Consider the following 25,051-nt stretch of genomic DNA (forward strand, 5'->3'; position numbering starts at 1 on the left):
GATTTCACATGGCACTGATTCACAACCTCGGCTTTCCGCGCATTGGTAAACAGCGCGAGCTAAAATTTGCCCTCGAAGGCTACTGGGCCGGCAAGCTGTCTCGAGCCGAGCTGGAAAGCTGCGGCAAAACACTGCGCGCCCAGCACTGGCAGGCTCAACAAGATTTGGACTTGGTACCCGTAGGCGATTTTGCCTGGTACGACCAAGTGCTCACCCTGTCGGCAACCCTAGGCGTTATTCCCGCCCGGCACCGCCAGGGCGATATCGAACTCGACACTCTGTTTCGCACTGCCCGCGGCAGATCCAGCCAATCGAGTGAAGCCAATGGCTGCTGCGCCCATCAAAGTGAGAGCGCCGCCAGTGAAATGACCAAATGGTTCGATACCAACTATCACTACCTAGTGCCGGAATTTGAGCTAGAGCAAAACTTTGCCCTTGGCTACCATCAGCTGGTCGAGGAGATAACCGAAGCGCTGGCGCTCGGCGTTAAGGCCAAGCCGGTACTTATTGGCCCGCTCACCTATTTATGGCTAGGAAAATTTACCCAGCCCGAGCACAACACCACCGAACATAAACTGGCACTGTTAGAAAAATTACTGCCGGTTTATCGGCAACTCCTCAACGCAATTGCCAAAACTGGCGTCACTTGGGTGCAAATAGACGAGCCCATTTTAGCCCTCGATTTGCCCGCGGCGTGGCAGCAAGCGTTTGAATCGACCTACCATCAGCTGCAAATCCGCGAGCTGAATATTTTACTGGCCAATTACTTTGGCCCGCTCGGCGCCAACCTCAGCACGGCCATTCAATTACCCGTGGCAGGCCTGCATATCGACGCGGTGCGCGGCGCCGAAGAACTACCCCGGCTACTCGATCGCCTTAGCCCGCACAAAGTGTTATCGGTGGGCATTATTGATGGGCGCAATATCTGGGCCACCGATTGCGATAAAGCGCTCGCCACGCTGGCGCCCGCGCTTGAACAATTGGGCGAGCGGCTTTGGCTGGCACCGTCTTGCTCGCTGTTGCACGTGCCCTATGACCTTGCGTTAGAAAAAAATATCGCCGCCGACGTGCAACCTTGGCTGGCCTTTGCCACGCAAAAATTACAGGAACTCACGCTGCTGCGCGCTGCGCTGCAGCAACCGAACGCAGCGCTAATCAAGGAAAAGCTCGCCCATGGGCGCCGCATTCAAACAGCACGCGTAGAATCATCGCGCGTGCACAACCCAGCTGTGCAAGCGCGCCTAAAAAATCTTACCCCGGCAGCGGCAGCGCGCCAATCGCCCTTCGCAACGCGCATTTCGGCGCAACAACAGCGGCTCAAACTGCCCCTGTTGCCCACCACCAGTATCGGCTCCTTTCCTCAGACCAGCGAAATTCGAAATGCCCGAAAGCTGTATAAACAAGGCAAGCTAACGAGCAAGGAATACACCCAGTTGATGCAGTCGGAAATTCGCAAGGCCATTCACATCCAAGAAGAAATTGATCTCGATGTATTGGTACACGGCGAAGCCGAGCGCAATGACATGGTGGAATATTTTGGCGAGCAGCTAGAAGGCTTTATTTTTAGCCAATACGGCTGGGTGCAAAGTTATGGCTCGCGCTGCGTTAAACCACCCATTATTGTGGGCGATATTTCTCGGCCTAAAGCCATGACGGTAGATTGGGCCTGCTATGCACAATCGCTAAGCAAGAAGCCAGTAAAAGGCATGCTCACCGGGCCAATTACCATGTTGTGTTGGTCTTTCGTACGCGACGATCAACCGCGCTCGGCAACCGCCTTACAATTGGCGCTGGCTATTCGCGATGAAGTGTCCGATCTCGAAACGGCGGGCATTCATATCATTCAAATTGACGAGCCGGCCTTGCGCGAAGGTTTGCCACTGTTGAAAAAAGATTGGCCGGCTTATTTAGACTGGGCAACTCATGCGTTTCGGGTTAGCTCGTCTTCAGTGGCCGATAGCACACAAATTCACACCCACATGTGCTACGCCGAGTTTAACGATATTATCGAAGCCATTAGTGCTCTCGATGCCGATGTCATCACCCTTGAAACCTCGCGCTCCAATATGGAACTGCTGAATGCCTTCGAACACTTCGCCTACCCGAATCAAATTGGCCCTGGCGTTTACGATATTCACTCGCCCAATCAACCAGATCAACAATGGGTCAGCAACCTGATCGAAAAAGCCGCGCGCAAAATTCCACTCAACAACCTCTGGGTGAATCCAGATTGCGGCTTAAAGACGCGCACCTGGGATGAAACAAAAGCGGCACTTGCCACCATGGTATTGGCCACCAAGCAACTCAGGGCCCAACTGGGCTAGGGGTTAGGCTGGTCAACGAATGTGGTGCTGCGCCGTTGAACTTGCGACTTCGCGCTGTTCAGCGGCTTGCACTCATCAACTCGGCGCCACCACATCGCGCATAACATCTGCGTGCATCGCGGCCAGCTTTTCCAGCAGAGCGTTTTGCGCAGACACCTCCACATCGGCTTGTTCCATGGCGCTGATAAAGGCATTTACCACCGCGTCAAAATGACGATTGTTCATCGCCAATCCGGCGTGCACTTCGGTCATCTCATCACCGGAATAACGGCACGGGCCACCGCTTATTTCGCATAATTGTTCGCTCAGCTTTTCGTGAAAGCGCTCTATATCCGTGTGCACAAACAGCGGACGCAAGACATCGCTTTCGCCTATTTGATAGAGAAAATTATCAACAATGGTGGCGATTCCCGGCGCGCCACCGAGTCGTTGATATAAACTTTGTTCGCGCGATTGCTCTGTTAGATGACTGCAGCTGGCCAGCATAAAAACCAACAACAGCCATGTAATGGAAGTTCTAACGCTATTCATAGCAGACTCTTTAATGATTAATTTGTACCGATAAATACCAACCGCGTTGCTTATCCCAGAGCGCAATATTTCCTAGATCGGCATAGGCTGCCACCAGGGTAAAGCGCTGACTAGGAAACCAGGCCACGAAAGCATCGGCCCAAGCGTCTTCCTCGACGCTATTCAACAGGTTTGGTTTTTGCCTGTATTCAACACCGGTGGCCCAATGGCGATTGAATAACAATGCCGCTGAAAACTCGCCCACCAGAGCGGCAGATTTATCGCCACCGAAACCCAGCAAGCCAAGTTGATTGGCATCGGTATAGCGCACTGTTGCATTGAGTAATAGATTGCGCCCAGCCAAAGCGTTGAGATACAGCTTTGAGGCAGACACATAAATATCCGTTCCGCTATCGGACTCAGCCCCTAACACCTGGGTGGCTAAATCGGCATTGTGATTTATTTTATACTGCCCCCCCAGACTCACTTGGGGTAAGTCACCATAAATTAGATCGCCCGCCAATCTAACTTTTGCGCCAAATACATCTTGCTCGACCGTAAGATAAGGATAAGCGCCGGCGCTTGCGGCGCTAAGTTCACCCGCCGCCGTATCACCTAAACGCAGAGTTTGGTGTGCATAACTCAACTCAAACCGATTGTTAACTCCCACAAGCAATGCCGCATTGGTTAACGAAAAATCTTGCACAGCCACCTTAGTCAGTGCCGCCGATGCACCCCACTCACCTTCATTGGCATAGCTGCCAATGACCGCCCAGGGCACCAAACCACCACCAGCGGCGCCTTCAACTTGCATAGCGCCCGGGGTCGCGAGAATGCGGCTCTGTGCCAACACTGGCGCTGTGACCAGCGCTAACAACGCAACAAAGCTTAAGACTAATGCAGACACTATGCTGGGTAATATGCGCAGCAACATCTAATCAACCTCCTTCATTCGTGACACCGGCGTTAACATCAACACCGGTAAAATTGGGCAGCCAGGACATCAAGCTGTCCAGCGGCATGGGGCGCGCCAAAAAATAACCCTGCACTAGGTCGCAGTGAAACGATTGTAAAAGCTTGAGTGCGGCTAAATCTTCAACACCTTCAGCCACAACGTTTAATCCAAGTGCGTGCGCCATTTGAATGGTCGCTGCAACAATCTTTTGATCTTCGACATTGCCGGCCAGTTTCAGCACAAAGGACTTATCGATTTTCAGAATATCAATGGGCAGTATTTTTAACTGCGATAACGATGAAAAACCGGTGCCAAAATCATCCATCGCTAGCGATATGCCGGCGGCCTGTAATTTTGTTAAATTCTCAATCGCTAGCTCGGCATCTTCCACTAAGGCTGTTTCCGTGACTTCATAACCCAGCTGGATATGTCGCAACTGGTTGCTGTTATGATCGTCGATAAAGCCTTCGATCAACTCGCCGGACAGGATATCTTTAGCCGACAGGTTAACGCCGATTTTTAACCCAGCTGCCACCGAATCCAGCAACTCGGCATCGGCTTTGACTTTATTCACCACCCAGCGGGTGATATGAGAAATATTGCCAGACTCCTCGGCCAGCGGAATAAATTCGTCGGGAAACACTCTGCCCAACTCGTCGTCGGTCCAGCGAATGAGCGCTTCGACCCCGGCAATTTTTCCAGTGCCAAGGTGCAGCTGCGGTTGATAGAGTAGCTCGAAGCCACCCGCCTCTATGGCCCGCTGCAGTCGATTTGAAAGGGTTAGTTTACGCAGGTGACGCTCATCAGCACCGGCTTGATAGTGATGGTGATCTAGACCTTTTTCTCTCGCCTCGGTTAGGGCAATGTTTACCCGCCGAATCATATCCTCGTAGTTATTGGCCTGTGCCACGCATTCAATACTGCCCATTATGACTTCCAGACTAATCTGAACGCCCGCACGCTCTAAACTTTCGCTGAAGGCGCGCTGAATTTTTTCCCGCGCTTGAGTTAATTTATCGACTCCCGCTATGGCCATTAAAAATGTGCCGCTATCCAAGCGTGCCAGTCGATCCAAGGCGCCATTTGTCGCCGACAGACGCTGGGCAATTTCCGGCAGAAATTGTTGAATGTAAGACACACCATAGAGGTCGCCCAAGCGCTGCATATTTTCAATGCTCAACAGAATAACGGCGAAATCAGATTCTTGATGAAACCAAATGTCGAGCTGACGGCGCATTAAATCCCGATTCATTAAGCCGGTTTCTAGATCGTGTCCTGCCTGGTAGCTAATTTTTTCTTCGCGCTCTTTAATCGCCGTTTGCATCGCATTCAAACTGGTAGCTAACACACCAAACTCATCTTTGCTGTGCAGAGCAATGGGCTCTGAATAATCACCCTTGGTCATCCGCGCCGCAGACCTTGCCAATTGACCAATGGGTTTAGTGATACCCATAGAAATATAAAATATGGCGCCTAATACCAGCACCAGGGCGATGGCCGCAATCGTCAGCATGCGAGCTTCAAGCTGATCAAAGCTCGCGGTTAATTGATCGGAGGAGACAGACAGCAAAAACTGAATGTTGGCATCACTGGCATCGGTTAGCCTAACCCAGCGGTTGAGCCAGCCCTGCACGGATAACAAGGCCACGTATTCAGATAATCGATTTTCAGCCTTTCCGCTAAGCCGATCGTTAACAAACTCAATGTGAAACAAGGGCAGGGTAGTTGCGAGAATTTGGTGGTTTACTCCAGCGAATAGGCTGACATTCGCCTTGGCGATATCCTTCAAGCCGGTGAGTAATTTTTCATCCACAATAAAACCCAAACCCACCCAGGCAATTAAATTGGGCGCGCGAACGGGCACCAGCGCCAACTGAAACACTTGATCTTCTGCCAGCAACATGGTGCTAAAAGCGTCTTGGCTGGCGGCGATACGCGCACCCAGCTCTGCTTCCTCATTGGCAATATTGTGGCTGCTGAGTTGCACTTTACCTTCATTGTCAATCAACATTACGAGACCGGCGCCTATGCGATCGCCGTGATTGGCCAAGGCTGATACCAAGGTTTCTTGTTCGTTAGTTGCGACCGCTTGGCGAAAGCCATAGTCGTCGGCTAACAACGTCGCGCGCTCAATTAATTGGCGCCGATTTTCCAACATTAATTTTGCCAGAACCCGCTCGCCCACATCGAGTTCACTGTTGGCATAGCGCACAGCCGTATCTTGAGTTGACCTAAGCACGGCCCAACTCACCGCCGATAATGTCAACACCATCAGCAAAGCAAAGGTTAATAACAGCTTGCTACTAAATTTAGTCATGGTGTTTTTTGAACTGCTGCAATCGCTCTTTCAGGGAGGAGGGTTTAGCTGTGCCGCGATCGGGTAAATTGAAGTTTAGGCGCAATGGCCCAGTTGAATCATAGGGGTAGCTAACGGCGCCCTTAGCACCCATAAGCGGGTGCCAAATTAATAGTGTTTGGTTGGTTACTAGGGGGCTGTTTAATGGTAGATCGAGCCTGCCATCGGCGTCGGAAACGGCCTGCACCGGGGCATTACTAAGGTAGATATAACCCTTCATGCTGTCGTGAATATTGCAGCCTAACTCCACCACACCCTCGCGTTGAAACACCACCGGCGGGGCATCCTTTTCGCGGTAGAGCTTGAGCTCAAAATTGTTTGGCTCGGAAAAAGAATAGACATGGTGGCGGGTTTTATCGCTGTTTGGAAAATACACCGGCTTGCCCGTGGGCACCAAACTGACGTGAGGCACGAACTCGAGATTAATCTGATCGATGGAATAATTTATCGCCTCGCTACGCCCCTCAGCAGGCTCTGCCTGCGAGGGTACAATCACAACCGTATTGGGCGCTGGCTGGCCGCGGGCATCTAAAATTTGGAGCGATAGAGTGCCGCTAGGCTCGGCTAGCGTCACATGGCCATAACTAACCCCGCAGAGTGCAGCCACACAAAATAGGCAGTGCCGAATCCAATTTTGCCTGAGAGTAACGAAACAATGCATGAGCTTGCCTTTGCTAAAAGATTACCCTCAACTATAGGCCTTAGCAGTGACTTATGCCGACAAAAGACAGCTTCAGCAACTTAGGCTAACAGCAGGCTAGCGGCACCAGCCAACGCACTGGCGAAAATTACCGGCACGACACCTAGATTCCATCGCCACATGGCAACAAAGGCGCCCAGCGCAATCAGTAACGAGAGCCCATCAAAATCAGCCGCCATGCCCTGGGGCCAAAATACGTGCATGGCGAAGAAAGCTGCTAGATTGACGATAACGCCCACCACGGCGGCGCTAATACCGGTGAGCGGCGCGGTAAACGCCACCTCGTCGCGGCTTGCCTCTACCGCTGGGCCGCCCAGAAGAATGAATAAAAAGGACGGTAAAAAGGTAAAAAAAGTCACCACGCCGGCCGCCACTAGGCCTGCTAAGGGCAGCAGTGCTGCGCCAAAAATGGCCTTGGTCCAACCGCCCACAAAGCCGACAAAGGCCACCACCATAATCAATGGCCCAGGCGTGGTTTCACCCAGCGCCAGGCCATCCATCATTTGCGCAGTGGTTAACCAAGCGTAAGTTTCTACGCCACCCTGGTGCACATAGGGCAAAACGGCATAAGCGCCACCGAAGGTGACAAATGCCGCTTTGGTAAAGAAGCTTGCCATGTCTACCAAAACGCTGTCTGCACCCTGCCACGCGATTAAAGCGGCCAGTGCAATACACCAAAGCGCTAGGCTAGAGAGCAATATCAACACCGCTTTGCGCAATTTAAATACGGCATGGCCCGGTATCGGCGTGTCATCGTCAATTAGGGCGGCGCCAAGTGGCTGCAGGGTTGCGACTCTAGCAGCGCCCAAGCGAAATGTTTCCGGTGCCAATTTTCCGCCAAGAAAGCCGATAATACCGGCGCCAATCACGATGTAGGGAAACGGCAAGTTGAAAAAAAATAAAGCCATAAACGCCAGCAACGCCATTAGCCGCAAGGCGTTATTTTTTAACGCGCGCACGCCGATGCGATAAGCGGCGAAGACAACAATGGCGGTAACGGCCGGTTTAACGCCGTAGAGAATGGCCGCCACCCAGGCGAGATCGCCATAGGCTAAATACACCCAGGTTAACGCCACCAACATGAAGAAGGACGGCAACACAAACAGAACGCCGGCTAAGATGCCGCCCCAAACACCGTGCATTAACCAGCCAATATAGGTAGCCAGCTGCTGCGCCTCTGGGCCGGGTAACACCATGGTGTAGTTGAGTGCATGTAAAAAGCGATGCTCAGAAATCCAGCGGCGTTTTTCCACCAGCTCTTGGTGCATCATGCTAATTTGCCCGGCCGGCCCGCCGAAACTTATAAAGCCCAACTTTAGCCAATAATAGAAAGCCTCTAAGCGGGATACCGATTCAGCCCTGGCTGGGGTTTGGTCTATCATTTGCTAATTACCAGTTCGCTCAAGGTATAGAGGTGAGCAGGTTAACGAATTTAGACGAAGAATTAATGACTTAACGGCGTAATCGCTTCTAAGCAATAACACATTTATTAATAGCCTTTTTTGTTCTGCCGCGATTGTTTCTGCACCCTGCCAATCATTTTTCCAAAAGCTTTATCTTTCGATCGTTTCTCGGCTAGGCTTGCGGCGTTAAGCGCCTGTTCGCGCATTAATTTTTTATAGCTATCTAATCGGCGCTGGGCCACTGCGCCCGCCGCTATTGCCTTTTGTACGGCACAACCCGGTTCCTGTTCGTGCTGACAATCGGAAAACCGACAGTGCTCGGCCAACTCGACAATCTCGCTAAACGTATCGCTCACGCCCTGTTCGCACTCACTCAGCTGTAGCTCTCGCATACCCGGCGTATCCATCAATAAACCGCCACTGGGCAGCCATTTTAACGCCCGAGCCGTTGTGGTGTGACGGCCTTTGCCATCGTCAGCGCGAATGCTGTTGGTTTGCTGTAGCTCGAGCCCCATCAAACCGTTAACCAAAGTGGATTTGCCCACGCCGGATGAACCCAATAACGCCAAGGTGCTACCGCGTTGGCAATAACTCGCCAGCAGATCGAGATCTGTCGCGTCGAGCGCATTTATGGCGTGTACCATCAAACGCGGATCTAGAGCCTGAACCTGCTGATATTTATCATCCACATCAGCAGCCAAATCGGCTTTAGTTAACACCACAATCGGCTCCACTTCGGCTTCTTTAGCCAGCGCCAAATAGCGTTCGATACGGCTCAAATTAAAATCTTGATTGAGCGAGCACACTACAAACAAGCGGTCTACATTCGCGGCAATAAGTTGCGCATCGACTTTTGAACCAGGTGCTTTGCGTTTAAACAGCGACTGAGATTCAAGGCAGCGGTGCAAACGCAGCGCTGCATCAATTAAAACCCAATCGCCGACGCAAACAGCATCGCTCTGTGGCGGCACCAGAACATTAACCGGCCCCTGCTCGCCCAACACCACAATATGGCTGCGGTGATGTTCAACTATTCGACCAATACTAAACTCAGTGAGCTCATCCAAACTTAATTGCTGCTGGAAGAAAGGGCGCCAACCGAGATCCGCTAAGGTTGGTTGCACATCATCCATAATGGTCTCCAAAATTTACAGGAAAAAAATGTTTATCATCAAAGGAGAAAGCATCGCCGCATGCTAAATACTGCCCGCCTTTTCAACCACTAAAATTCTCGCCTCGCCAAGGGGGTGTGCCACATGTTCGGTGCCCACACTGGCGAAAAAAATATCGCCCGTGTGCAGTACCACGCTGCGCTCGATTTTTTCGTCGCCCAGACACTCGCGATAATACATTTCGACCCTGCCGTCTAACACCACGAAAACCTCTTCGCCGTCATTGATATGCCATTTATAGGGTTGATCGGTCCAATGCAGGCGCGTTGTCACGCCATTCATGTTTGCAACAGTTTTGGCGCCCCAAGCGCGCTCGGCGGTAAACTCTTTTGCTCGTATGACGTCCATAAAACCCTCAGACATTAACCCTAAAAAACAATCTATAACGGTGTATAGCGCGGTATAGATTATCTAGTCTCGCGCTTAGGTTGCAGTAACCACACCTGCTCTAAGGCCTCGCATTTGCCTTTCAAGCCGCCTTCTAAGGCGGAGCTAGCTAGGCGCTGCAACTGATAGCGACCTGAATACAAACGCTTAAGCTCAGCTTCAGGTACAGAAAAAGGTGGCCCTGGCATGGCCGCTTGTCGATAGTCAAAACTCACCAATAGCTGTGGTGGGCAGCGGCTAATATCCGCTAGATGCTTTGCATAGCGGCCACGCATGTCCGGCGGCAATGCCACCAGCGCTGCTCTATCGTATATGCCGTCCACTGCACCTATATCGGCGGCCCTTAGCTCAAAGATATCGGCGACCAGAATAATTAAGTTCTCGGCACTGAATATTTTACAGTGAGGCTTTTGTTCAAGGCTTGGCGTTAAATTTAGCTCGGCAAATAATTGCGTTACCGCCAGCTCGGAAAGCTCGACACCCAACACAGCAAAACCTTCGCTCAACAGCCAAGCGATATCGCGAGATTTTCCGCACAAGGGCAACAGAAGCCGGGATGACGAAGGTAAACTCAGGCGCGGCAGATATTCTACCAGCAGTGGGTTGACATCATTATTGTGAAAGCCAATTTCGTTGTTATGCCAGCGGCTTAACCAAAAGTCTTTTTGCACAGTTTCTCACCTTGAAACATTGAAACATTGAAGCGTCAAACGTTAAAGCTTTACGATAGCGCGAGCCAAATTATCACGCGCATTACGCTCAAACTTATCTCGAAAATAGTCCGTTTGAAAAATGCTTGCACGATTTAAAAAACCCACCAACAGTTGTTTACGCTTGCGCCGATAAATCGGCCTAGGCACCCAACGATATTCCCTGCGCACATCCTGCTCGAACTGTGCGTAAATCTGCTCCGGTGCACCGAGTATGCTCAGATCGATATCCACTAACAGTATTTGATCAAACTCTGCCACCGGGGCAGTGTGCAAGGTTGCCATAATCAACGTGTGGACATTGCTACAGCGCCTATCATCGGCACCATTTTTTTGTAAAAACTCGACGGCGAGATTAGCGCTATCTAATTCATTACTGCTGGAAAACGGTTTGTAGATACAGTCGTGAAACCAGATCGCAACTTCAACCTCTTCAGGCTGATGCGCTTGCGCGCGAACGGCGTCGTAGTGGGTTAATAAGGCGTCAATGTGTTGACCGGTGTGGTAGTGACGATGGGACTCTGAATAAGCGTCGTGCAGCCTTTGAAATACAGCGTCATTCGGTCCAAAGCCTAAGCGCGCCATCAGATCTCGCCAGCGCTCAATAGCCATTACTAGGTCTCAACGAGGCGTCCCTAGGCCACCCATCGGCAAGATCATCAACACAGGATTCACCCTGATACTTGGGATAAGTTAAGACATAACAGAGTGGCATCAGCACTGTTTGTAGCGTAACAAGCAGGCGCCGGCCACCGCTGCTTAATTTAATAGACGTGTTGCCAGCAGCTGGATTCATAAGCCTTACTCAATCAGAGACTGCAAAAGGGTAAGCGCAGCGGCCTACCCTTGCAAGCAGATTGAGACAAGCCCCTCACTGTGTCGTGTGGCGGTTGCTAACCCTATCCTTCAGGCAAACGCCCATTTGCTTTCATTGCACGTGTGCCATTTATTTCGCCAACAGCACTTTCTGCCCGGATGGACTGGCCATCATGCGCTTGGCGTAATCGTGTAATGTTGATTCAGCTGGCACCAGACTCACGCCAGCGGGCAGGCCAGTGGCATAGCAAACAATCGGTGCCGCAATGGCATCGGCAAGGGTGGGCTGGTCGCCAAATAAAAACGGCTGCGCCGCTAATTTTTCCTCGACAATGTTTAACGCCGCTACGGCAGCCGGCTTGCCCGCGGCCAACACATCGACGCGCGGCTTGCCATCTTCGCCCTTCGGGAAGACCAATTCCAATAGGTAATCGCGCACTACCGCCTTATCGATGTAAATACTCAAGAGTTGACACCAAGAATCCACTTCGGCTTTTTGCCATGGGTCTGCCGGTGTGAGACTAGTGCCAGGAAAATTGTCGTCGAGATAGCGGCAAATAGCCGAGGTTTCACCCAGTGCGCAGCCGTTGTGAATTAACACCGGAATTTTGCTATAGGGGTGCCACTGGCCGTGCTGCGGCCCGCGAAACTCCACCGCTTTACCATCGGGCTCGAAGCCTAAGGTGTAAGCAATGCCCTTTTCCTCGCACACCCACTGAACGCTGCGCACAAAATTACTGAATTGTGGGCCATAGATATGAACACTCATGGTCGAACTCCTTGACTGATGATTGGCTGAACGGTTTGGCAAAGCCTAACCAGTGTGGGAATATGTTCAAGAACATATTTTGAGGAATCAACAGTGGCCTGGTCTCCTAACCATAAGAAACAGACGCGGGAAAAAATTTTACACAGTGCCGCGCGATTATTTACCCAACGGGGTTTTGACCATGTGGGCATCGACGATGTGATGACGGAGGCCGGGCTCACCCGGGGCGCTTTCTACGCACACTTCAAGTCAAAATCTGAACTCTATGCCGAGGCCATAGTGACCGCCGCACTAGCGGCACAATCGACCTTGCTCGCGGCCTTACCCGAACGACCATCGAGACAGCAAGTTATCAACGCCTACCTGAGCAATGCCCATAGGCGCGGCGATAGCGCCAGTTGCCCCTTGGCCTTTTTAACCACGGACATTAGCCAGCGCGACCCCCTGATTCGAGCCGCCTACACCCAAGTGTTTAAGGGCTTTCTGAACGAGCTAGAGCCGAACAGCCAGGCGCGGGAAAATGCCCTGCGAAGCGCCGTATTAATGATCGGCGGCATGGCCATTGCGCGGGCGCTGGATGACGAAGACTTAGTTGGCGAGTTATTTAGTGCCTGCCAAGCAGGGGCAAGTCGTTAGTTGCCTCACGACACCGGCATTTAAACACTACAGCGACGGCAAATTGAAACACAAGCACCCAATAAAAAACCCGCAACAGGGTGCGGGCTTTTTTTAAACGGCGATGACTAAAAATCTATTCGTCTTCGCAGGCGGCGGCATAGCCATCCGCGTCTAGGGCATCGTCCAGCTCAGACAGGTCGGCGGGCTTTACCTTGTAAAACCAGCCGTCATCATAGGGCGAGCTGTTCACGGTTTCAGGTGCATCTTCTAACGCTTCGTTAACGGCAATCACTTCGCCGGTAACCGGTGAGTAGATGTCGGACGCGGCTTTCACTGATTCAACCACACCGGCTTCTTCGCCCGCGTTTACGGTAGAGCCCACTTCTGGCGTTTCTACATAAACCACATCGCCGAGCGCTTCTTGTGCGTGATCAGAAATACCGATGGTGACAGTGCCGTCGTCTTCAAGGCGCACCCACTCGTGGCTGGCCATGTACTTTAGTTCTTTGCGAATTTCGCTCATTGGAGGTTCCTCGTCGCGGTGAGCCGCTCAGTTTTCAGTCAGTTAGGGAAGCTTGGAAAAACGTTTTGCGGCTAAGGCCCGGCTAGGCAAATGTGGCCGAAAAGGCGCAGTTTACAGTGTGTAAATGCACATTTTAACCACAAATTTAACCGAGCCAGATTCAGCAAGGGTGTTTTTCAAAGATTCCTTAGAATATTTTTTTGCCGTTGCGGACAAAGCTAGGCTTAACCACTTTAACGGGCACATGCTTATTGCGCATTTCTACCAGACAAGTGTCACCCACTTCAACCGGTACACGCGCCAGAGCGATAGAATAGCCCAAGGTTGGCGAGAAGGTGCCACTGGTGATTTCGCCGGTTTCAGCCGCGCCTTCCACAAGCACTTTCTGATGCCCGCGCAACACGCCTTTCTCTTCTAGTACTAGGCCCACCAGCTTGCGCTTAACACCAGCGGCTTTTTGCGCCGTTAACGCGGCGCGGCCGATGAAATCTCGCTCGGCTGGCTCCCAGGCGATAGTCCAGGCCATGTTAGCCTCTAGCGGTGATATGGTTTCGTCCATGTCGCTACCGTACAAATTCATACCCGCCTCTAAGCGCAGAGTATCGCGTGCACCTAAGCCGCAGGGCTGAACGCCGGCATCGGCTAGGGCCTGCCAAAACGCCACAACTTCAGACTCTGGCACCATGATCTCAAGACCATCTTCACCGGTGTAGCCAGTGCGAGCGATAAACCAATCGCCAAACTCGGCTCCCTGGAACACTTTCAGCGCCGCCAGAATATCGGCGGCTTTAGGCAACACAGCTTGTGCCTTTGCAATGGCGTTCGGCCCCTGTACCGCGACCATTGCCAACTGCGGGCGCTCGGTGAGGCTCACATCAAAGTCAGCGGCGATTTTTGTCATCCAGGCCAAATCTTTTTCCCGGGTCGAGCAGTTCACTACGGTGCGATACCAGTCGCCCATGTAGTAAACAATCAAATCGTCAATCACGCCGCCATCGGCGTTGAGCATGCCGGTGTACATGGCTTTGCCGAGGGCCGACTCTATCTTGGCCACATCGTTAGCCAACAGCTTTTGCAGGTAGGCCTTGGCCGCAGGACCCGTGACATCGACAATGGTCATGTGGGAAACGTCGAACATGCCGGCATCAGTGCGCACCTTATGGTGCTCTTCTACCTGCGAGCCGTAATTGACGGGCATGTCCCAGCCACCGAAATCCACTACGCGACCGGCCATGGCCTTGTGGGTTTCATAAAGAGGAGTTTTGTTTCCCATAGTGATCACCTGTTTCCTATAGTGGAAAAACGCGCATTCTAGCCCCATTCGCCGTGGGAGAAAACAATTTAGACAAAAAAATTCAGCCCTGCCGAGTTTAGTGGGCAAGCCTAGCGGTGCATCATTGTTCTATCGTGACAGTAGGTTACACTGCGCCCAAATCGGACCGTCTTGGAGGCTATCGTGCTACGTGCATTGAAAATTTTGCTGGTGCTTATTTTACTGCTTGTGGCGGCGCTGGTAGTACTGGTGCTCACCTTTGACCCGAACCAATACAAGCCGCAAATTATCGACGCCGCGGCGCGCCATAACGTCAGCCTGAAAATAGACGGCGACCTAGGCTGGCAGCTCTGGCCGCGCTTGGCCATACAGGCCGAGAAAGTCTCCGTTGCCGCGCCGCAAAAGCCCGATGCCGTGATCGCCAGCATCGATAGCTTTGCACTAGCGCTACAAATTAAACCCCTGCTCAATCAAAACGTGGTGATCGACGGCATTCGCCTCACCGGTGCTAAGGTCAACTTGCGGGTCGATAGCGCCGGCAAGGGCAACTGGCAAAGCTTGGGTCAGATAGCAAGTGCAGATGCAACGCCCCAGCTACGTTTTGCCGTTGCCCGCAGCACCGATCACATGGGCGCCAAAACCGTGAGCGAAAGGCCGCCTTTCGATCTAGAGAAAAATCTGCAACTCGATCAGCTCGCCTTGGTGGACAGCCAGTTGAGTTATTACACGGCCGAAGGTTTGCAATTAGATCTCACTGAATTGAATGCCGAGTTGTCGCAACTCAAATTAAACGGTGATGCCTTCCCGGTGAATTTGAGCAGCCAATTTAATCTGGTGCGGCCCGAAGCGGCCACGCTAAAAGGTAACACCCGCGCCACACTGGATCTAAAAGTGCCGGCCAAACTCGATCAAATTATTATCGAAAAGCTCAAAGCACCCACGCAATTGGTTCAGGGCGGCAGCAGTGCCGAGGTGGAACTGGAACTCAACAGCAAAATCCTCTTGGGCCGCGCCAGTGACTCCGGCTTGAGCTATAGCGGTGATCTGGCACTCGCACCCACGAACCTGCAGAAGTTAATGATTGCCCTCGGCACACCACTGCCGCCCATGGCGGACGCCGAGGCACTGCACCATGTCGCACTCAGCTCGCCCTTTCAAGGCACGGATAAGGCCATCACCTTTGAACCGCTTACGCTGCAAGTGGATAGCTCGGCAATCAAAGGCAAAGTTGCCATTACCGACTTCGCCGCGCTCGCGCTCAACATCGACGTGCAGGGCGACAGCATTAACTTAGATCATTATTTGGCGCCGCCAGAAGCTACCGCACAGGGCAGCAGCGGCAAAACCAAAACCGCGCCCCGAGGCGCTAACGCAGCAGCCGATGACGCCCTGCCGCTCGAAACGCTGCGCGCTTTGAATCTGAACTTACTCGCGGGCTTCAATAAGCTGTCGGTTAAAGGCCTTGACCTGACCCAAGTTAAAGCCAGGGTTGCCGCCAAAGACGGGTTGATTAACCTGAGCGCTTTTGACGCGCTGTTGCACGATGGCCCGCTCAATGCCAGCGCTGTATTTGATGCCCGACCCTCAGTGGCAAGCCTCAACTTTAAAGCCACGGGCAGTAAAATGCCGCTGGAAAAATTGTTGGCCGACTTCGACGTCGAGCAGTTAGTCTCGGGCATTGGCGGGGTTCAGGTTACCGGCATGGCAAGCGGGCGCACCAGTACCGCGTTAACAGAAAGCATGAAAGCCGACATTCAATTAACCAGCCAGCAAATGCTGCTGCACAACATGAACCTCGAAAAAAGTCTGTGTGAGTTGGCGATGTTGGCGCAGCGGCAAGAGATGCCACAAATTGCCTGGACCGATTCAACAAAGTTAAAAACATTAACCTCCAGCATGCAATTCGCCAATCAAAAACTCACCATCAATAGCTTAAACTCCGGCGTGGAATCCATGGTATTAGCCGGGCTGGGTATGGTCGACCTCAACAAAGGCGCGCTGGATTTTAAATTTAATCTACGCGTAGACGAGGCCGCCAATAAATTATTGAACTGCCCGATTGCCAACAAAAAATTGTTGAACATGGACATTCCCATTCGCTGCAAAGACAGTTTCGCCAAATTAAATGCGCGCTCTTGCGCGCCGGACATGGCGGTTTTAGAGAAGCTGTATGGCGACGAAGTGAAATCCAAACTCAATAAAGAACTGGATAAACAACTCAAAGATAACCCCGAGTTAAATAATTTGCTCAAGGGTTTACTCGGCGGCAATAAAAAGAAAACCGATGACAAAAACTAAACCGGCGGTTTTCGCCAACACCGTGCTGACCTGGTTTGATCAGCACGGTCGCAAGCATTTACCCTGGCAAAAAAATATCAACGCCTACCGCGTATGGGTGTCTGAAATTATGTTGCAACAAACCCAAGTTAGCACCGTGATTCCCTATTTCGAGCGCTTTATGGCCCGTTTTCCCACGGTGCGCGAGCTAGCGCTAGCGCCTATCGATGAGGTGCTGCATTTGTGGACCGGGCTGGGCTACTACGCGCGCGCGCGCAATTTGCACAAGGCAGCAAAGCATGTGGTGCAACAACATAATGGCGAATTTCCGCGCAGTGTCGAGGCCTTAACCGAACTGTCGGGCGTCGGCCGCTCCACGGCCGGCGCCATAAGCTCCATCGCCTTTGGCGATCGCGCCGCCATTTTAGATGGCAACGTAAAACGCGTGCTGGCGCGCTACCACGGCGTGGACGGCTGGCCGGGCCAAACCCAAACCCTGAACGCTTTATGGGCGCTGGCGGAAGCGGCCACACCAAACGAGCGCAACGCCGATTACACCCAAGCCATGATGGATTTAGGGGCGACCCTCTGCACCCGCAGTAAACCCGCCTGCGAAACCTGCCCACTCATGGGCGGCTGCGTCGCCTTCGGCACCGGTCGCACCGCCGAACTACCGGGCAAAAAGCCACGCAAAACCCTGCCAGAAAAGCAGGTTCAGCTAATCATGCTACGCAACCCCCAGGGTGAAATATTGCTAGAGCAGCGCCCCGCTAGCGGCATCTGGGGCGGGCTCTGGAGCTTTCCCGAATTATCCATAGCGGCGTGCGCAAGAGATTTTGCCCAGAGCCGCTATGCTTGTGCAGGTACACCGGTCACTTGGGATAGCTGGCGCCACACTTTTAGCCACTATCACCTAGACATCAACCCGGTGCTGATTGAGCTGGCCCACATGCCAACGGGCGTCCAAGAATCCGGCCAGCGCTGGGTTAACCCGGCCCATCCCGGCAGCTTGGGTTTAGCCGCACCGGTTAAAAAACTGTTACAACAACTTGTGGATGCGACACCGCTTTGTTAAATATTTTTTACCTTCTTTTCGCACTTGCTTGGTCATTGTCTTGCCAAGCGCAGGCACTCACGCAACCGAGTGCTCCGATTAATTTTTCGCTGATGACCATTCCCGTGTACATCGAAGAAAACAAAACCGGCCCTATGTACGAGGCGCACCAGGAAATTATTGAAGCACTTAGCGCTACATTCGAAAGCGCAATTAATACAACGATTTCGCCACCCTTACGCGCACAGCAGAATTTTATTGCCGGCAGGGCGCAAGCCCTGATGCCTGATTTTTGCGATGCCAATGTCGGCGTGCCCAATCTTCACTCGGTGCCCTTTGCCAGAGTTATTCGCTATATTTTAACGCCGCCCAACTCGCCCAGTATCAGCGACTACGCGGCGCTAAAGGGCAAAAAAGTCGGCTTAGTGCGCGGCTACGCCTACGACATAGAGGGTAAGGCCGGCGAGGGCATGGAACTGATCTGGACCACCAGCCAACGGCAAACCGTGCGTATGCTCAATAGCGGTCGGTTAGATGCCATTGTGGCAAACTTGGAAGAAGTGGCTCAAATTGTGAAGTCGGAAGGCGGGCCGATGCCCAGTGTCGACATCAGTCACCCCGTATTGGATAGATCACTCTGTTATGTGTTTCACGATAACCAGCTGGGCCGGCATCTCGCGCTCGAGGTGAGCCGCCAAATCATCGAACTGCGGCGGCAGGGCAAGTTGGCTGCGTATATAGGCCAAAACCACATCCCAGACTTTCACCCCGGCCAAGCCGAAGTACGTTAAAATAGCCGCCATTGATTCAGCAAGGAAATCGCCATGGCGCGTCAGGTATTTTGTCGGAAGTATAAAAAAGAAATGGAAGGCCTCGATCAGCCACCCTATCCCGGTGCCAAAGGCCAAGACCTGTACAGCAATATCTCAAAGCAAGCGTGGCAGGAGTGGCTCAAACATCAAACCATGCTCATCAATGAAAAGCATTTGAGCCTGATGGATTTAACCGCCCGCGCCTATTTAACCGAGCAGATGGATAAATTCCTCTCCGGTGAAGACTACGATGCCGCCGAAGGCTACGTGCCCCCGGAAAGTAACTAGGCGGAAAGCGAGCTTCAGCCAGCCTTGCTGAATTTCTCGGCGAAGCTGGCGCGTAAGCGCAAGTACTCCGGCGTTAAGCCCACGTCCTCAAACATCGGATCGCCCATTTCGTCGTGCCCAACCACTTTTGGCCCCTCAATATAGGGCATGGTGGATTCAATCTCTTCCAAGGCCGCGTGCAGCAGCTGGTTAATCAGAGTTTGCTTGTCCACCGCCGGGTAGAGCGCCGCCAAAGCCTCCAACCGCGCCGCATCCTTCAGGGGTAATTTTAGGGTGTAACTCACCTCGCCATTCCAGCGCTCGGTGGTTGATGACCATTCTGTTAGCAGCTCGCGTACCTTCATAATTCGGCTCCAATTCGTTAACTCACCGGTGTCACTTATATGAGACGTTTCAAGGTCGCAAATACCTGAATTAAAACCAAAAAAAGCCCCGCCAAGGTCTTGACTCACCCCCGCCTAGCGGGTTTAATACGCGCCTCCTGCGAAAGCGGGGTTGCCCAGATAGCTCAGTCGGTAGAGCAGCGGATTGAAAATCCGCGTGTCGGTGGTTCGATTCCGCCTCTGGGCACCATATACAAAAGCCTCGTCCTCGGACGGGGCTTTTTTATTTGGTGCCCAGAGGCGGATGAGAAGCACCGCCTGGTTCGACAAAATGCGTCCAGCATTTTAAACAAGCGCCAGCGCAGCCCCAAAGGGGTCAAAACAGCCCCTAGGCTGCTTTGATTCTTCCGCCACTTCAAACACCACCCATTACTCTCAACTCCCACTCCATCCGACGGGGCTTTTTATATGGCGATCTGATGCGGATGAAAAAACGCCAAGGAAGGCGTTAGTGCACCCCCCAAGGGGTCAAAACAGCCCCTAGGCTGCTTTGATATTGATTCGCAACGTCCTCGTTGCTCACCCCTACGGGGCAGAATAGCTGTCCAAATTAATTATCCTATCAATTAGTCCGCCCCTGACTGCCCAAATTCACTACCACTCCTCTTCACCCATCCCGCTAAATACATCGGCAGTGAACCCATCACTGACTTGAAATTTCAAAAAACCAGCAAACGATGAACTTGATAGTCGCACTAGATACCACCAAGACATTTCACATCCCGCGAACTCGCAACAATTCAACCCAAATCGCACGGCCAACCCACCCCACTATTTCACCGCTCAATCAATGCTTCCCTGCATTGACTCGCTAGCGCCACTTCCCTGTGGCTTGTGAAATAGCGGGGTGAGCTGGCTCATAAGTTACGTGCGAAATTCCGCGCAAAGTCCCGCGTATCACAGGGGTATTTAAACAGAACCAAAAATTTATACATCCAGGGAAATATGGATCAAAGCCGTGATTTTTGCGGCTGGAGAAGTTGTAGTGTGATAACTTACTGACTTTATTGGCAACAATCAGAATGGGACATTAGTTCCAAGCTGGATATGTAGATTGACACTCTTAAAAGTCAGGATATTGACCAATAGAGTTTTACATAGGTAAACTCAGTCAAGAATTTACATATATGCGCTACGAGGGCGCATACGGGCGTCATGGAGGACGGACATCTGTCATAATGGGGGCAGCCGTGACTCTTAAAGACCACCTTTCTTTTGCAATTTTTGTTGTTTTCCTTTTTAGCCTTCTATGCCTTGTATCAGCACTTTGGTTAAGCTGGTTTGGTAAATCCAACGCGCCATATTTTCTTGCAGCAGCAATAGCGCTTTCATTGCTTGGTTCTGTCTTGTGTAGTCAAAAAGGTATTTCTCTATCAGAGGCCATATCAATTATTAAACTGGTACTTCGCAAGTGAAAACTTTTAACAAGGCCAAGCGCTATCAAACGCATTGCACTGGACGGCCTACACTACGCTTCGTTCGCCCTCATTGGCTGCGTTATTGAGCCTTACCCTTTTTCTACCGTAATTGGTTAAGGACTTGAATTCCAAAGTGTGCCACCAAATCGGCATGCCGGTATCAAGGAACCCGAAGCAATAAATGTATAGCGCAACTCAGTTTGAAAGTCGATTCAAGAACTTAGTAAGCAGCGCTTAAAAACTTAAACAAGCCTATTAGAAACTGGGGCATCAACGCACACCTAACCTAGTCATTTTTCGATTGCTGAATTAAGCTGCAGAAAACCCCTCTGTACGTCTCGGCTGCCATTGACAGGTTTTCCTATTATTTGAATTTGCCATTTTTAGGGCCTAATAACTTTTTCAATAATTCCTGCAACACCGTCACTCAGCTTGATATTCAAATTGCAGACCAAAAAGCGCCGACGTCAGATGTGGATACTTAGCGTGGATGTCGCTGCGATACTACGGTCAATTAGTCCGCTTTTTAGAATGGGAAAGACGAAGTGATATTCATAGCGACTTTATAGCACATCTTAGTTTGCATGATATCAAAGGAAGCCTAAAACGCTGCGTGACCTAAGGGTGCATTATATTTGCATCAAAACTGAACTTCATCATTCGCGCAATATCATCTCGATACGATCCAACACCGATTTCTTTGTTACCGACAATCGAACTCTTAGGATCAACCTTATCATTACATAAGCGGCCCATTAGCAAACGTACCTCTGGGGACAGCTCGCCGTAGGGCAGCGCAACTGGATAACCAGAGCCCTGCCTCGCTAATGTCGGGCTTACCAGCTGAGCCGTCAAAACAATCGCCGCTAACGCCAAAACTCCCACAATAGTTCGCATATCCTTTGCCTCGATGAAAGAAGAGTCGCCAATCTGGATCAATAACGCTAGAAGCCGCGTTGGGTCTATTGATTTAGGTTGAGTTTAAGATCAGCGCCTAGGATGCCCTTATCGGCCGGCGGTTTGGCTGGGTAATCGGCCAGATGTGGCGAAACATCGGCATATGACGCGGCCGTTTACATTCGCTAATAAAGCATGAGGCTGATTGTCGATGGTAGAGCAAGTTTGTAACGAATAAGTGCCAAGAAGGTCTAGCTTGGGTTGCAAGAAACGGCATGATCATCCCTGACCTTGCGTTTAGTTAAGGAAAGAAACTCGTGGCAGTTCTTAGCTCAAGCCTTAGCTTTTTCTTACGCTTATCACAAAGGCCGCAACATCGGCCAATAGCAGGGTGACGGCGGCACCGAGTTGGGCGAGTTTTGCACCATAACTGCCGCCGGCGGTGGCAATCATTAGCGCCAAGGATGCCAAGAATTGCACAACGGCAACGGCTTTTTCAAATCGCGACATGGCGCTGAAGAAAGTCGTGACGAGAACTCGCAAGTTTGCAGTGCCGCGCAGGCTCGATAGAATCCGCTGAATCAAAAGCCAGTTGTCACCGGCCTTCTTTAAACGCTCTAACTCCCTAACATTTTTTGCATTAAATAGCGTGGCGATGAATCGTTTTAACGGGCTTTTAAGGCTTTTTGCTATCTTTGATTTATTGACATGGACATTAATGCTGGCGATAGCAGCGGCTATGCAGAAGCAATCGATGACGATAAAAATCGCATTAAGCGCGGCCTCGCCATTACTTGATGCCTTCTGGGCTGAATCGACTGACAGCGGAATCTCCAGCGCCACCTCACCGTCGACATAGTGAACCAGGGAATCATTCTCTGAAACCACTTTATAGTCAACGCGCAAATTCTGATTAAGTTGCTTTTGCATTGACGCAGGTAGTGCTTTTGACAGGTTCGATTGAAACTCAGATAGGCCTTTTTCTTTCGTATAGCTCGCATGCTTTAACGCTTCGGACAGCTCTGGATCACTGGCCACTTCATCCCAGGCAGCGGTAAATGCGGTCGCTTCACTTACCTCAACACCGGCTAGCTGAGCCGCTAGGTCTAGGTCCACTGAAGCGGGCATTTTAGCAACTTCTGCGCTCGGCTTGAGCAGCAGACCGATGATGTCTTCGTCAAAAAAATCACTTGAATATTTAACACCTTGGTGCGAGTGCAACTTCATTTGATTATCCCCACTGTGCCTGCTGTCGGCCATACTTAGATTCCGCCGCACAATGGTATGCGACCTTAGACAAATCTTCCTACCTAGCGAAATCAGCGTATAACAACTGCCAACACGATAACACCAAGCAAAAGACTTAAAATTATGGCTTAAGAAGTCATAACTAGCGCAAAATCGATAGCGAAGGCGAAATTGTACTTCTAATGTAGCCTCTGTACGGCTACAAAAAGTTTTATATCACATAGGTTTCAGCTGCCTAAAGATGGCTATTACAATATAGAATCGACAATTTAGCAGTTTAATAATATTAGTACGCTGACCCTTATGACGACTAACGACCTAGGCTATGACCTCATAGAAAACTTCATTTTCCAAAGCGAATTAACCGCCATTTTGGAAGAGACAAAGGCGGCACTGCTCAGCGAAAAAGGCGGCGGCATCAGAAATGCTGAGAAGAAATTCAGAACGATTCTGGCATTTGCTCAGTCAAGTAGAGTAATTAAGTGCGCCGAAAGATTTCTTTCCGGACAACCGCAGCTAGCTAGAGCCATCCTTTTTAATAAGCGGCCGGGGAAAAACTGGCTTGTCACTTGGCATCAAGATAAAACAATTGCGCTATCATCTAGATTTAACAAGTCTGGCTGGGGACCCTGGAGCTTAAAAGACGGCGCACATTGCGTACAACCACCCTCCCACGTGCTCGATAATATGATCGCCCTTAGAGTTCATCTCGATGAATCTACGGCAGCAAACGGAGCTTTAAAGCTGATTCCGGGGAGTCACAACCGTGGCATACTTAACCAAGAGCAAATTGATCAGTTCCTGGCAACGCGCGATGCCATAACTATCGAGGCTCCGAGAGCTTCAGCATTGGCGATGCGACCACTTATTTTGCACGCATCCAGTAAGGCGCATATTCCAACAACCCGACGTGTTTTGCATTTGGAATACAGCGCCGCGGAATTACCGGCAGGCGTAACTTGGGCTTAGCGATTTCTGTTACGAGGTACATATGGACCACTCGGGAAAACTCATTTCTTGGAATTTAACCAAAGGTTTTGGCTTCGTTCAGCCGAAGTACGGTGGCAAAGATATTTTTGTGCATATTTCTGATTTCTTGGATGCAAGCAATACGCCACAAGCAGGTCAGGCTGTCACTTTCACCTTATCGACAGATGGCGCGGGCCGCCCCTGTGGTAAAAATGTTGCTCGGCTGAACGATAGGAAGCCTACAGCCCACTCTCATTTTTCCGGCAATCTTTCCGTGGCATTGGCCATTCTATTTACCTTTGCGGTGTCTTACTCAGCCCTCCGCCTGAAAATGCCCATTGCCATACTCTGGCTTTACCTCGCCATTAATTGTTTAACCTTTACGCTGTATATCACCGATAAGGCGGCGGCCAAAAGTGGCGCATGGAGAACACAGGAGCGGTCACTACACATGCTCGCGCTGTTAGGTGGTTGGCCCGGAGCCGCCTTTGCGCAACAGATATTTCAGCACAAGACTAAGAAGCTCGGCTTTAGATTCGTTTATTGGCTAACGGTTTTATTAAACATTGCGGGTTTCTGGTGGCTGCTCACGCCGAATGGACAAGCGTTTCTTGCTTGGCTCGTCGGCGCCATCGGTTAATAATCATGGCCGAGCATCGCTGCAAGAATGTTAGGTTCAAAAGCGGTTTTTTCGTATAACTACCAGAGATAACGCCCATGTTGCTACTTGCCAATATCCTTGTCGCCTTTGTCGCCCTACTGCATCTGTACTTTTTAGCACTGGAAATGTTTTTTTGGGATAAGCCCCTAGGGCTCAAGGTTTTCGGACAATCCAAAGCGCAAGCCACTACAACGAAAGTACTTGCCGCCAACCAAGGCCTGTACAACGGTTTTTTGGCCGCCGGATTAATTCTTGGATTGCTACAAGGCAGCAATGGCACAGACTTTAAACTTTTTTTCCTCAGCTGTATTGTAGTGGCTGGGCTCCATGGCGCTATGAGTGTGAGCCGGAAAATATTTTTCATTCAGGCGCTGCCAGCAATTTGTGCCCTATGCCTACTTGCCCTCGTGGAGCTATCCTAATACCATCCGGTCCCACTACACAAAAAACATTCTGCGGCCTGCTAATAAGCCTTGGCCTGCCGAATTTTAATTCATTGTGAATCCATGGACTGCTTTACTTAAGGAC

Annotated in this window: 23 protein-coding genes and 1 tRNA gene; 10 read left to right on the forward strand and 14 right to left on the reverse strand. The window is 51.2% G+C overall.

Features of this window, described 5'->3' with window-relative positions; all coding sequences use genetic code 11:
• The first annotated feature begins 8 nt into the window (after positions 1-8).
• Positions 9-2,324 carry a 5-methyltetrahydropteroyltriglutamate--homocysteine S-methyltransferase gene (metE, locus tag QWY82_RS03260; protein WP_290259858.1) on the forward strand — a complete coding sequence of 772 codons (2,316 nt, stop codon included), beginning with the start codon at positions 9-11 and terminating at the stop codon, positions 2,322-2,324.
• Between the two features lie 75 nt (positions 2,325-2,399).
• Here the strand turns inward: metE and QWY82_RS03265 are convergent, their stop codons facing one another.
• From QWY82_RS03265 to QWY82_RS03310, 10 genes are all read right to left on the reverse strand, one after another.
• Positions 2,400-2,855, reverse strand: a complete 456-nt coding sequence (locus QWY82_RS03265; protein WP_290259859.1) for a group I truncated hemoglobin — start codon at positions 2,853-2,855, stop codon at positions 2,400-2,402.
• Positions 2,856-2,865: 10 nt separating this feature from the next.
• Complete coding sequence (locus tag QWY82_RS03270) at positions 2,866-3,768, reverse strand: DUF3034 family protein (protein WP_290259861.1); 903 nt, start codon at positions 3,766-3,768, stop codon at positions 2,866-2,868.
• Between the two features lie 4 nt (positions 3,769-3,772).
• Positions 3,773-6,106, reverse strand: coding sequence for a putative bifunctional diguanylate cyclase/phosphodiesterase (locus QWY82_RS03275; RefSeq protein WP_290259864.1), 2,334 nt, complete (start codon positions 6,104-6,106; stop codon positions 3,773-3,775).
• Complete coding sequence (locus QWY82_RS03280) at positions 6,099-6,806, reverse strand: cupredoxin domain-containing protein (protein WP_290259867.1); 708 nt, start codon at positions 6,804-6,806, stop codon at positions 6,099-6,101. Before QWY82_RS03280 ends, QWY82_RS03275 begins: the two co-directional genes overlap by 8 nt.
• Before the next feature lie 80 nt (positions 6,807-6,886).
• Positions 6,887-8,227, reverse strand: coding sequence for a chromate efflux transporter (gene chrA, locus QWY82_RS03285; RefSeq protein ID WP_290259869.1), 1,341 nt, complete (start codon positions 8,225-8,227; stop codon positions 6,887-6,889).
• Between the two features lie 107 nt (positions 8,228-8,334).
• Positions 8,335-9,381, reverse strand: a complete 1,047-nt coding sequence (gene rsgA / locus QWY82_RS03290) for a ribosome small subunit-dependent GTPase A (protein WP_290259871.1) — start codon at positions 9,379-9,381, stop codon at positions 8,335-8,337.
• 63 nt (positions 9,382-9,444) lie between these two features.
• Positions 9,445-9,768, reverse strand: coding sequence for a cupin domain-containing protein (locus tag QWY82_RS03295; RefSeq protein WP_290259873.1), 324 nt, complete (start codon positions 9,766-9,768; stop codon positions 9,445-9,447).
• Positions 9,769-9,827: 59 nt separating this feature from the next.
• Positions 9,828-10,478, reverse strand: coding sequence for a thiopurine S-methyltransferase (gene tmpT, locus QWY82_RS03300; protein ID WP_290259875.1), 651 nt, complete (start codon positions 10,476-10,478; stop codon positions 9,828-9,830).
• A gap of 42 nt (positions 10,479-10,520) precedes the next feature.
• Entirely contained in the window at positions 10,521-11,129 is a 609-nt protein-coding gene (locus tag QWY82_RS03305; protein ID WP_290259876.1) for an HD domain-containing protein, read from the reverse strand.
• Positions 11,130-11,463: 334 nt separating this feature from the next.
• A complete protein-coding gene (locus QWY82_RS03310) occupies positions 11,464-12,102 on the reverse strand; it encodes a glutathione S-transferase family protein (RefSeq protein ID WP_290259877.1) in 639 nt (212 codons plus the stop codon).
• A gap of 93 nt (positions 12,103-12,195) precedes the next feature.
• On the opposite strand from QWY82_RS03310, the gene QWY82_RS03315 reads away from it, so the two are divergent.
• The gene (locus tag QWY82_RS03315; RefSeq protein WP_290259878.1) at positions 12,196-12,738 is read left to right on the forward strand and encodes a TetR/AcrR family transcriptional regulator; all 543 of its coding nucleotides are present in this window, start codon (positions 12,196-12,198) and stop codon (positions 12,736-12,738) included.
• 115 nt (positions 12,739-12,853) lie between these two features.
• Here the strand turns inward: QWY82_RS03315 and gcvH are convergent, their stop codons facing one another.
• Together gcvH and gcvT are read right to left on the reverse strand one after the other, a co-directional pair.
• Positions 12,854-13,243: a glycine cleavage system protein GcvH gene (gene gcvH / locus QWY82_RS03320; protein ID WP_290259880.1), complete on the reverse strand. Its 390-nt coding sequence runs from the start codon at positions 13,241-13,243 to the stop codon at positions 12,854-12,856.
• 187 nt (positions 13,244-13,430) lie between these two features.
• The gene (gcvT, locus tag QWY82_RS03325; protein ID WP_290259883.1) at positions 13,431-14,516 is read right to left on the reverse strand and encodes a glycine cleavage system aminomethyltransferase GcvT; all 1,086 of its coding nucleotides are present in this window, start codon (positions 14,514-14,516) and stop codon (positions 13,431-13,433) included.
• Positions 14,517-14,699: 183 nt separating this feature from the next.
• On the opposite strand from gcvT, the gene QWY82_RS03330 reads away from it, so the two are divergent.
• From QWY82_RS03330 to QWY82_RS03345, 4 genes are read left to right on the forward strand one after another with little or no spacing between them, the layout of a single operon-like run.
• The gene (locus QWY82_RS03330) at positions 14,700-16,814 is read left to right on the forward strand and encodes an AsmA family protein (protein ID WP_290259885.1); all 2,115 of its coding nucleotides are present in this window, start codon (positions 14,700-14,702) and stop codon (positions 16,812-16,814) included.
• The gene (mutY, locus tag QWY82_RS03335; protein WP_290259887.1) at positions 16,801-17,868 is read left to right on the forward strand and encodes an A/G-specific adenine glycosylase; all 1,068 of its coding nucleotides are present in this window, start codon (positions 16,801-16,803) and stop codon (positions 17,866-17,868) included. The genes QWY82_RS03330 and mutY overlap by 14 nt, the downstream gene beginning before the upstream one ends.
• On the forward strand, positions 17,862-18,638 hold the full coding sequence (locus tag QWY82_RS03340) for a substrate-binding periplasmic protein (protein WP_290259890.1): 777 nt from the start codon (positions 17,862-17,864) through the stop codon (positions 18,636-18,638). The genes mutY and QWY82_RS03340 overlap by 7 nt, the downstream gene beginning before the upstream one ends.
• 33 nt (positions 18,639-18,671) lie before the next feature.
• Positions 18,672-18,947, forward strand: a complete 276-nt coding sequence (locus QWY82_RS03345) for an oxidative damage protection protein (RefSeq protein WP_290259892.1) — start codon at positions 18,672-18,674, stop codon at positions 18,945-18,947.
• 14 nt (positions 18,948-18,961) lie between these two features.
• On the opposite strand, the gene QWY82_RS03350 is transcribed toward QWY82_RS03345, so the two are convergent.
• Positions 18,962-19,291 (reverse strand): type 1 pili tip component, encoded by a 330-nt coding sequence (locus QWY82_RS03350; RefSeq protein WP_290259894.1) that lies wholly within the window; start codon positions 19,289-19,291, stop codon positions 18,962-18,964.
• Positions 19,292-19,444: 153 nt separating this feature from the next.
• Between QWY82_RS03350 and QWY82_RS03355 the strand changes: the two genes are divergently transcribed.
• A tRNA-Phe gene (locus QWY82_RS03355) sits at positions 19,445-19,520 on the forward strand.
• A 2,464-nt stretch (positions 19,521-21,984) separates the two neighbouring features.
• On the opposite strand, the gene QWY82_RS03360 is transcribed toward QWY82_RS03355, so the two are convergent.
• On the reverse strand, positions 21,985-22,872 hold the full coding sequence (locus tag QWY82_RS03360; protein WP_290259897.1) for a hypothetical protein: 888 nt from the start codon (positions 22,870-22,872) through the stop codon (positions 21,985-21,987).
• Positions 22,873-23,196: 324 nt separating this feature from the next.
• Between QWY82_RS03360 and QWY82_RS03365 the strand changes: the two genes are divergently transcribed.
• The 3 genes from QWY82_RS03365 (at position 23,197) to QWY82_RS03375 (ending at position 24,945) form a co-directional block, all read left to right on the forward strand.
• Entirely contained in the window at positions 23,197-23,862 is a 666-nt protein-coding gene (locus QWY82_RS03365) for a phytanoyl-CoA dioxygenase family protein (protein ID WP_290259899.1), read from the forward strand.
• Between the two features lie 22 nt (positions 23,863-23,884).
• A complete protein-coding gene (locus tag QWY82_RS03370; protein ID WP_290259901.1) occupies positions 23,885-24,502 on the forward strand; it encodes a DUF1294 domain-containing protein in 618 nt (205 codons plus the stop codon).
• Between the two features lie 77 nt (positions 24,503-24,579).
• Positions 24,580-24,945: a DUF1304 domain-containing protein gene (locus tag QWY82_RS03375; RefSeq protein WP_290259903.1), complete on the forward strand. Its 366-nt coding sequence runs from the start codon at positions 24,580-24,582 to the stop codon at positions 24,943-24,945.
• Positions 24,946-25,051 lie beyond the last annotated feature (106 nt).

Source organism: Simiduia curdlanivorans (assembly GCF_030409605.1).
Taxonomy (GTDB): domain Bacteria; phylum Pseudomonadota; class Gammaproteobacteria; order Pseudomonadales; family Cellvibrionaceae; genus Simiduia; species Simiduia curdlanivorans.

Excerpts from the sequence above, each read along its gene's own strand:
- QWY82_RS03345 (WP_290259892.1), top strand. The coding sequence starts at position 18,672 with ATGGCGCGTCAGGTATTTTGTCGGAAGTATAAAAAAGAAATGGAAGGC.
- QWY82_RS03295 (WP_290259873.1), bottom strand. The coding sequence starts at position 9,768 with ATGGACGTCATACGAGCAAAAGAGTTTACCGCCGAGCGCGCTTGGGGC.
- gcvH (WP_290259880.1), bottom strand. The coding sequence starts at position 13,243 with ATGAGCGAAATTCGCAAAGAACTAAAGTACATGGCCAGCCACGAGTGG.
- QWY82_RS03350 (WP_290259894.1), bottom strand. The coding sequence starts at position 19,291 with ATGAAGGTACGCGAGCTGCTAACAGAATGGTCATCAACCACCGAGCGC.
- mutY (WP_290259887.1), top strand. The coding sequence starts at position 16,801 with ATGACAAAAACTAAACCGGCGGTTTTCGCCAACACCGTGCTGACCTGG.
- chrA (WP_290259869.1), bottom strand. The coding sequence starts at position 8,227 with ATGATAGACCAAACCCCAGCCAGGGCTGAATCGGTATCCCGCTTAGAG.
- QWY82_RS03265 (WP_290259859.1), bottom strand. The coding sequence starts at position 2,855 with ATGAATAGCGTTAGAACTTCCATTACATGGCTGTTGTTGGTTTTTATG.
- rsgA (WP_290259871.1), bottom strand. The coding sequence starts at position 9,381 with ATGGATGATGTGCAACCAACCTTAGCGGATCTCGGTTGGCGCCCTTTC.
- QWY82_RS03365 (WP_290259899.1), top strand. The coding sequence starts at position 23,197 with ATGACGACTAACGACCTAGGCTATGACCTCATAGAAAACTTCATTTTC.
- QWY82_RS03275 (WP_290259864.1), bottom strand. The coding sequence starts at position 6,106 with ATGACTAAATTTAGTAGCAAGCTGTTATTAACCTTTGCTTTGCTGATG.
- metE (WP_290259858.1), top strand. The coding sequence starts at position 9 with ATGGCACTGATTCACAACCTCGGCTTTCCGCGCATTGGTAAACAGCGC.
- QWY82_RS03280 (WP_290259867.1), bottom strand. The coding sequence starts at position 6,806 with ATGCATTGTTTCGTTACTCTCAGGCAAAATTGGATTCGGCACTGCCTA.
- QWY82_RS03370 (WP_290259901.1), top strand. The coding sequence starts at position 23,885 with ATGGACCACTCGGGAAAACTCATTTCTTGGAATTTAACCAAAGGTTTT.
- gcvT (WP_290259883.1), bottom strand. The coding sequence starts at position 14,516 with ATGGGAAACAAAACTCCTCTTTATGAAACCCACAAGGCCATGGCCGGT.
- QWY82_RS03375 (WP_290259903.1), top strand. The coding sequence starts at position 24,580 with ATGTTGCTACTTGCCAATATCCTTGTCGCCTTTGTCGCCCTACTGCAT.
- QWY82_RS03270 (WP_290259861.1), bottom strand. The coding sequence starts at position 3,768 with ATGTTGCTGCGCATATTACCCAGCATAGTGTCTGCATTAGTCTTAAGC.
- QWY82_RS03310 (WP_290259877.1), bottom strand. The coding sequence starts at position 12,102 with ATGAGTGTTCATATCTATGGCCCACAATTCAGTAATTTTGTGCGCAGC.
- QWY82_RS03360 (WP_290259897.1), bottom strand. The coding sequence starts at position 22,872 with ATGAAGTTGCACTCGCACCAAGGTGTTAAATATTCAAGTGATTTTTTT.
- QWY82_RS03305 (WP_290259876.1), bottom strand. The coding sequence starts at position 11,129 with ATGGCTATTGAGCGCTGGCGAGATCTGATGGCGCGCTTAGGCTTTGGA.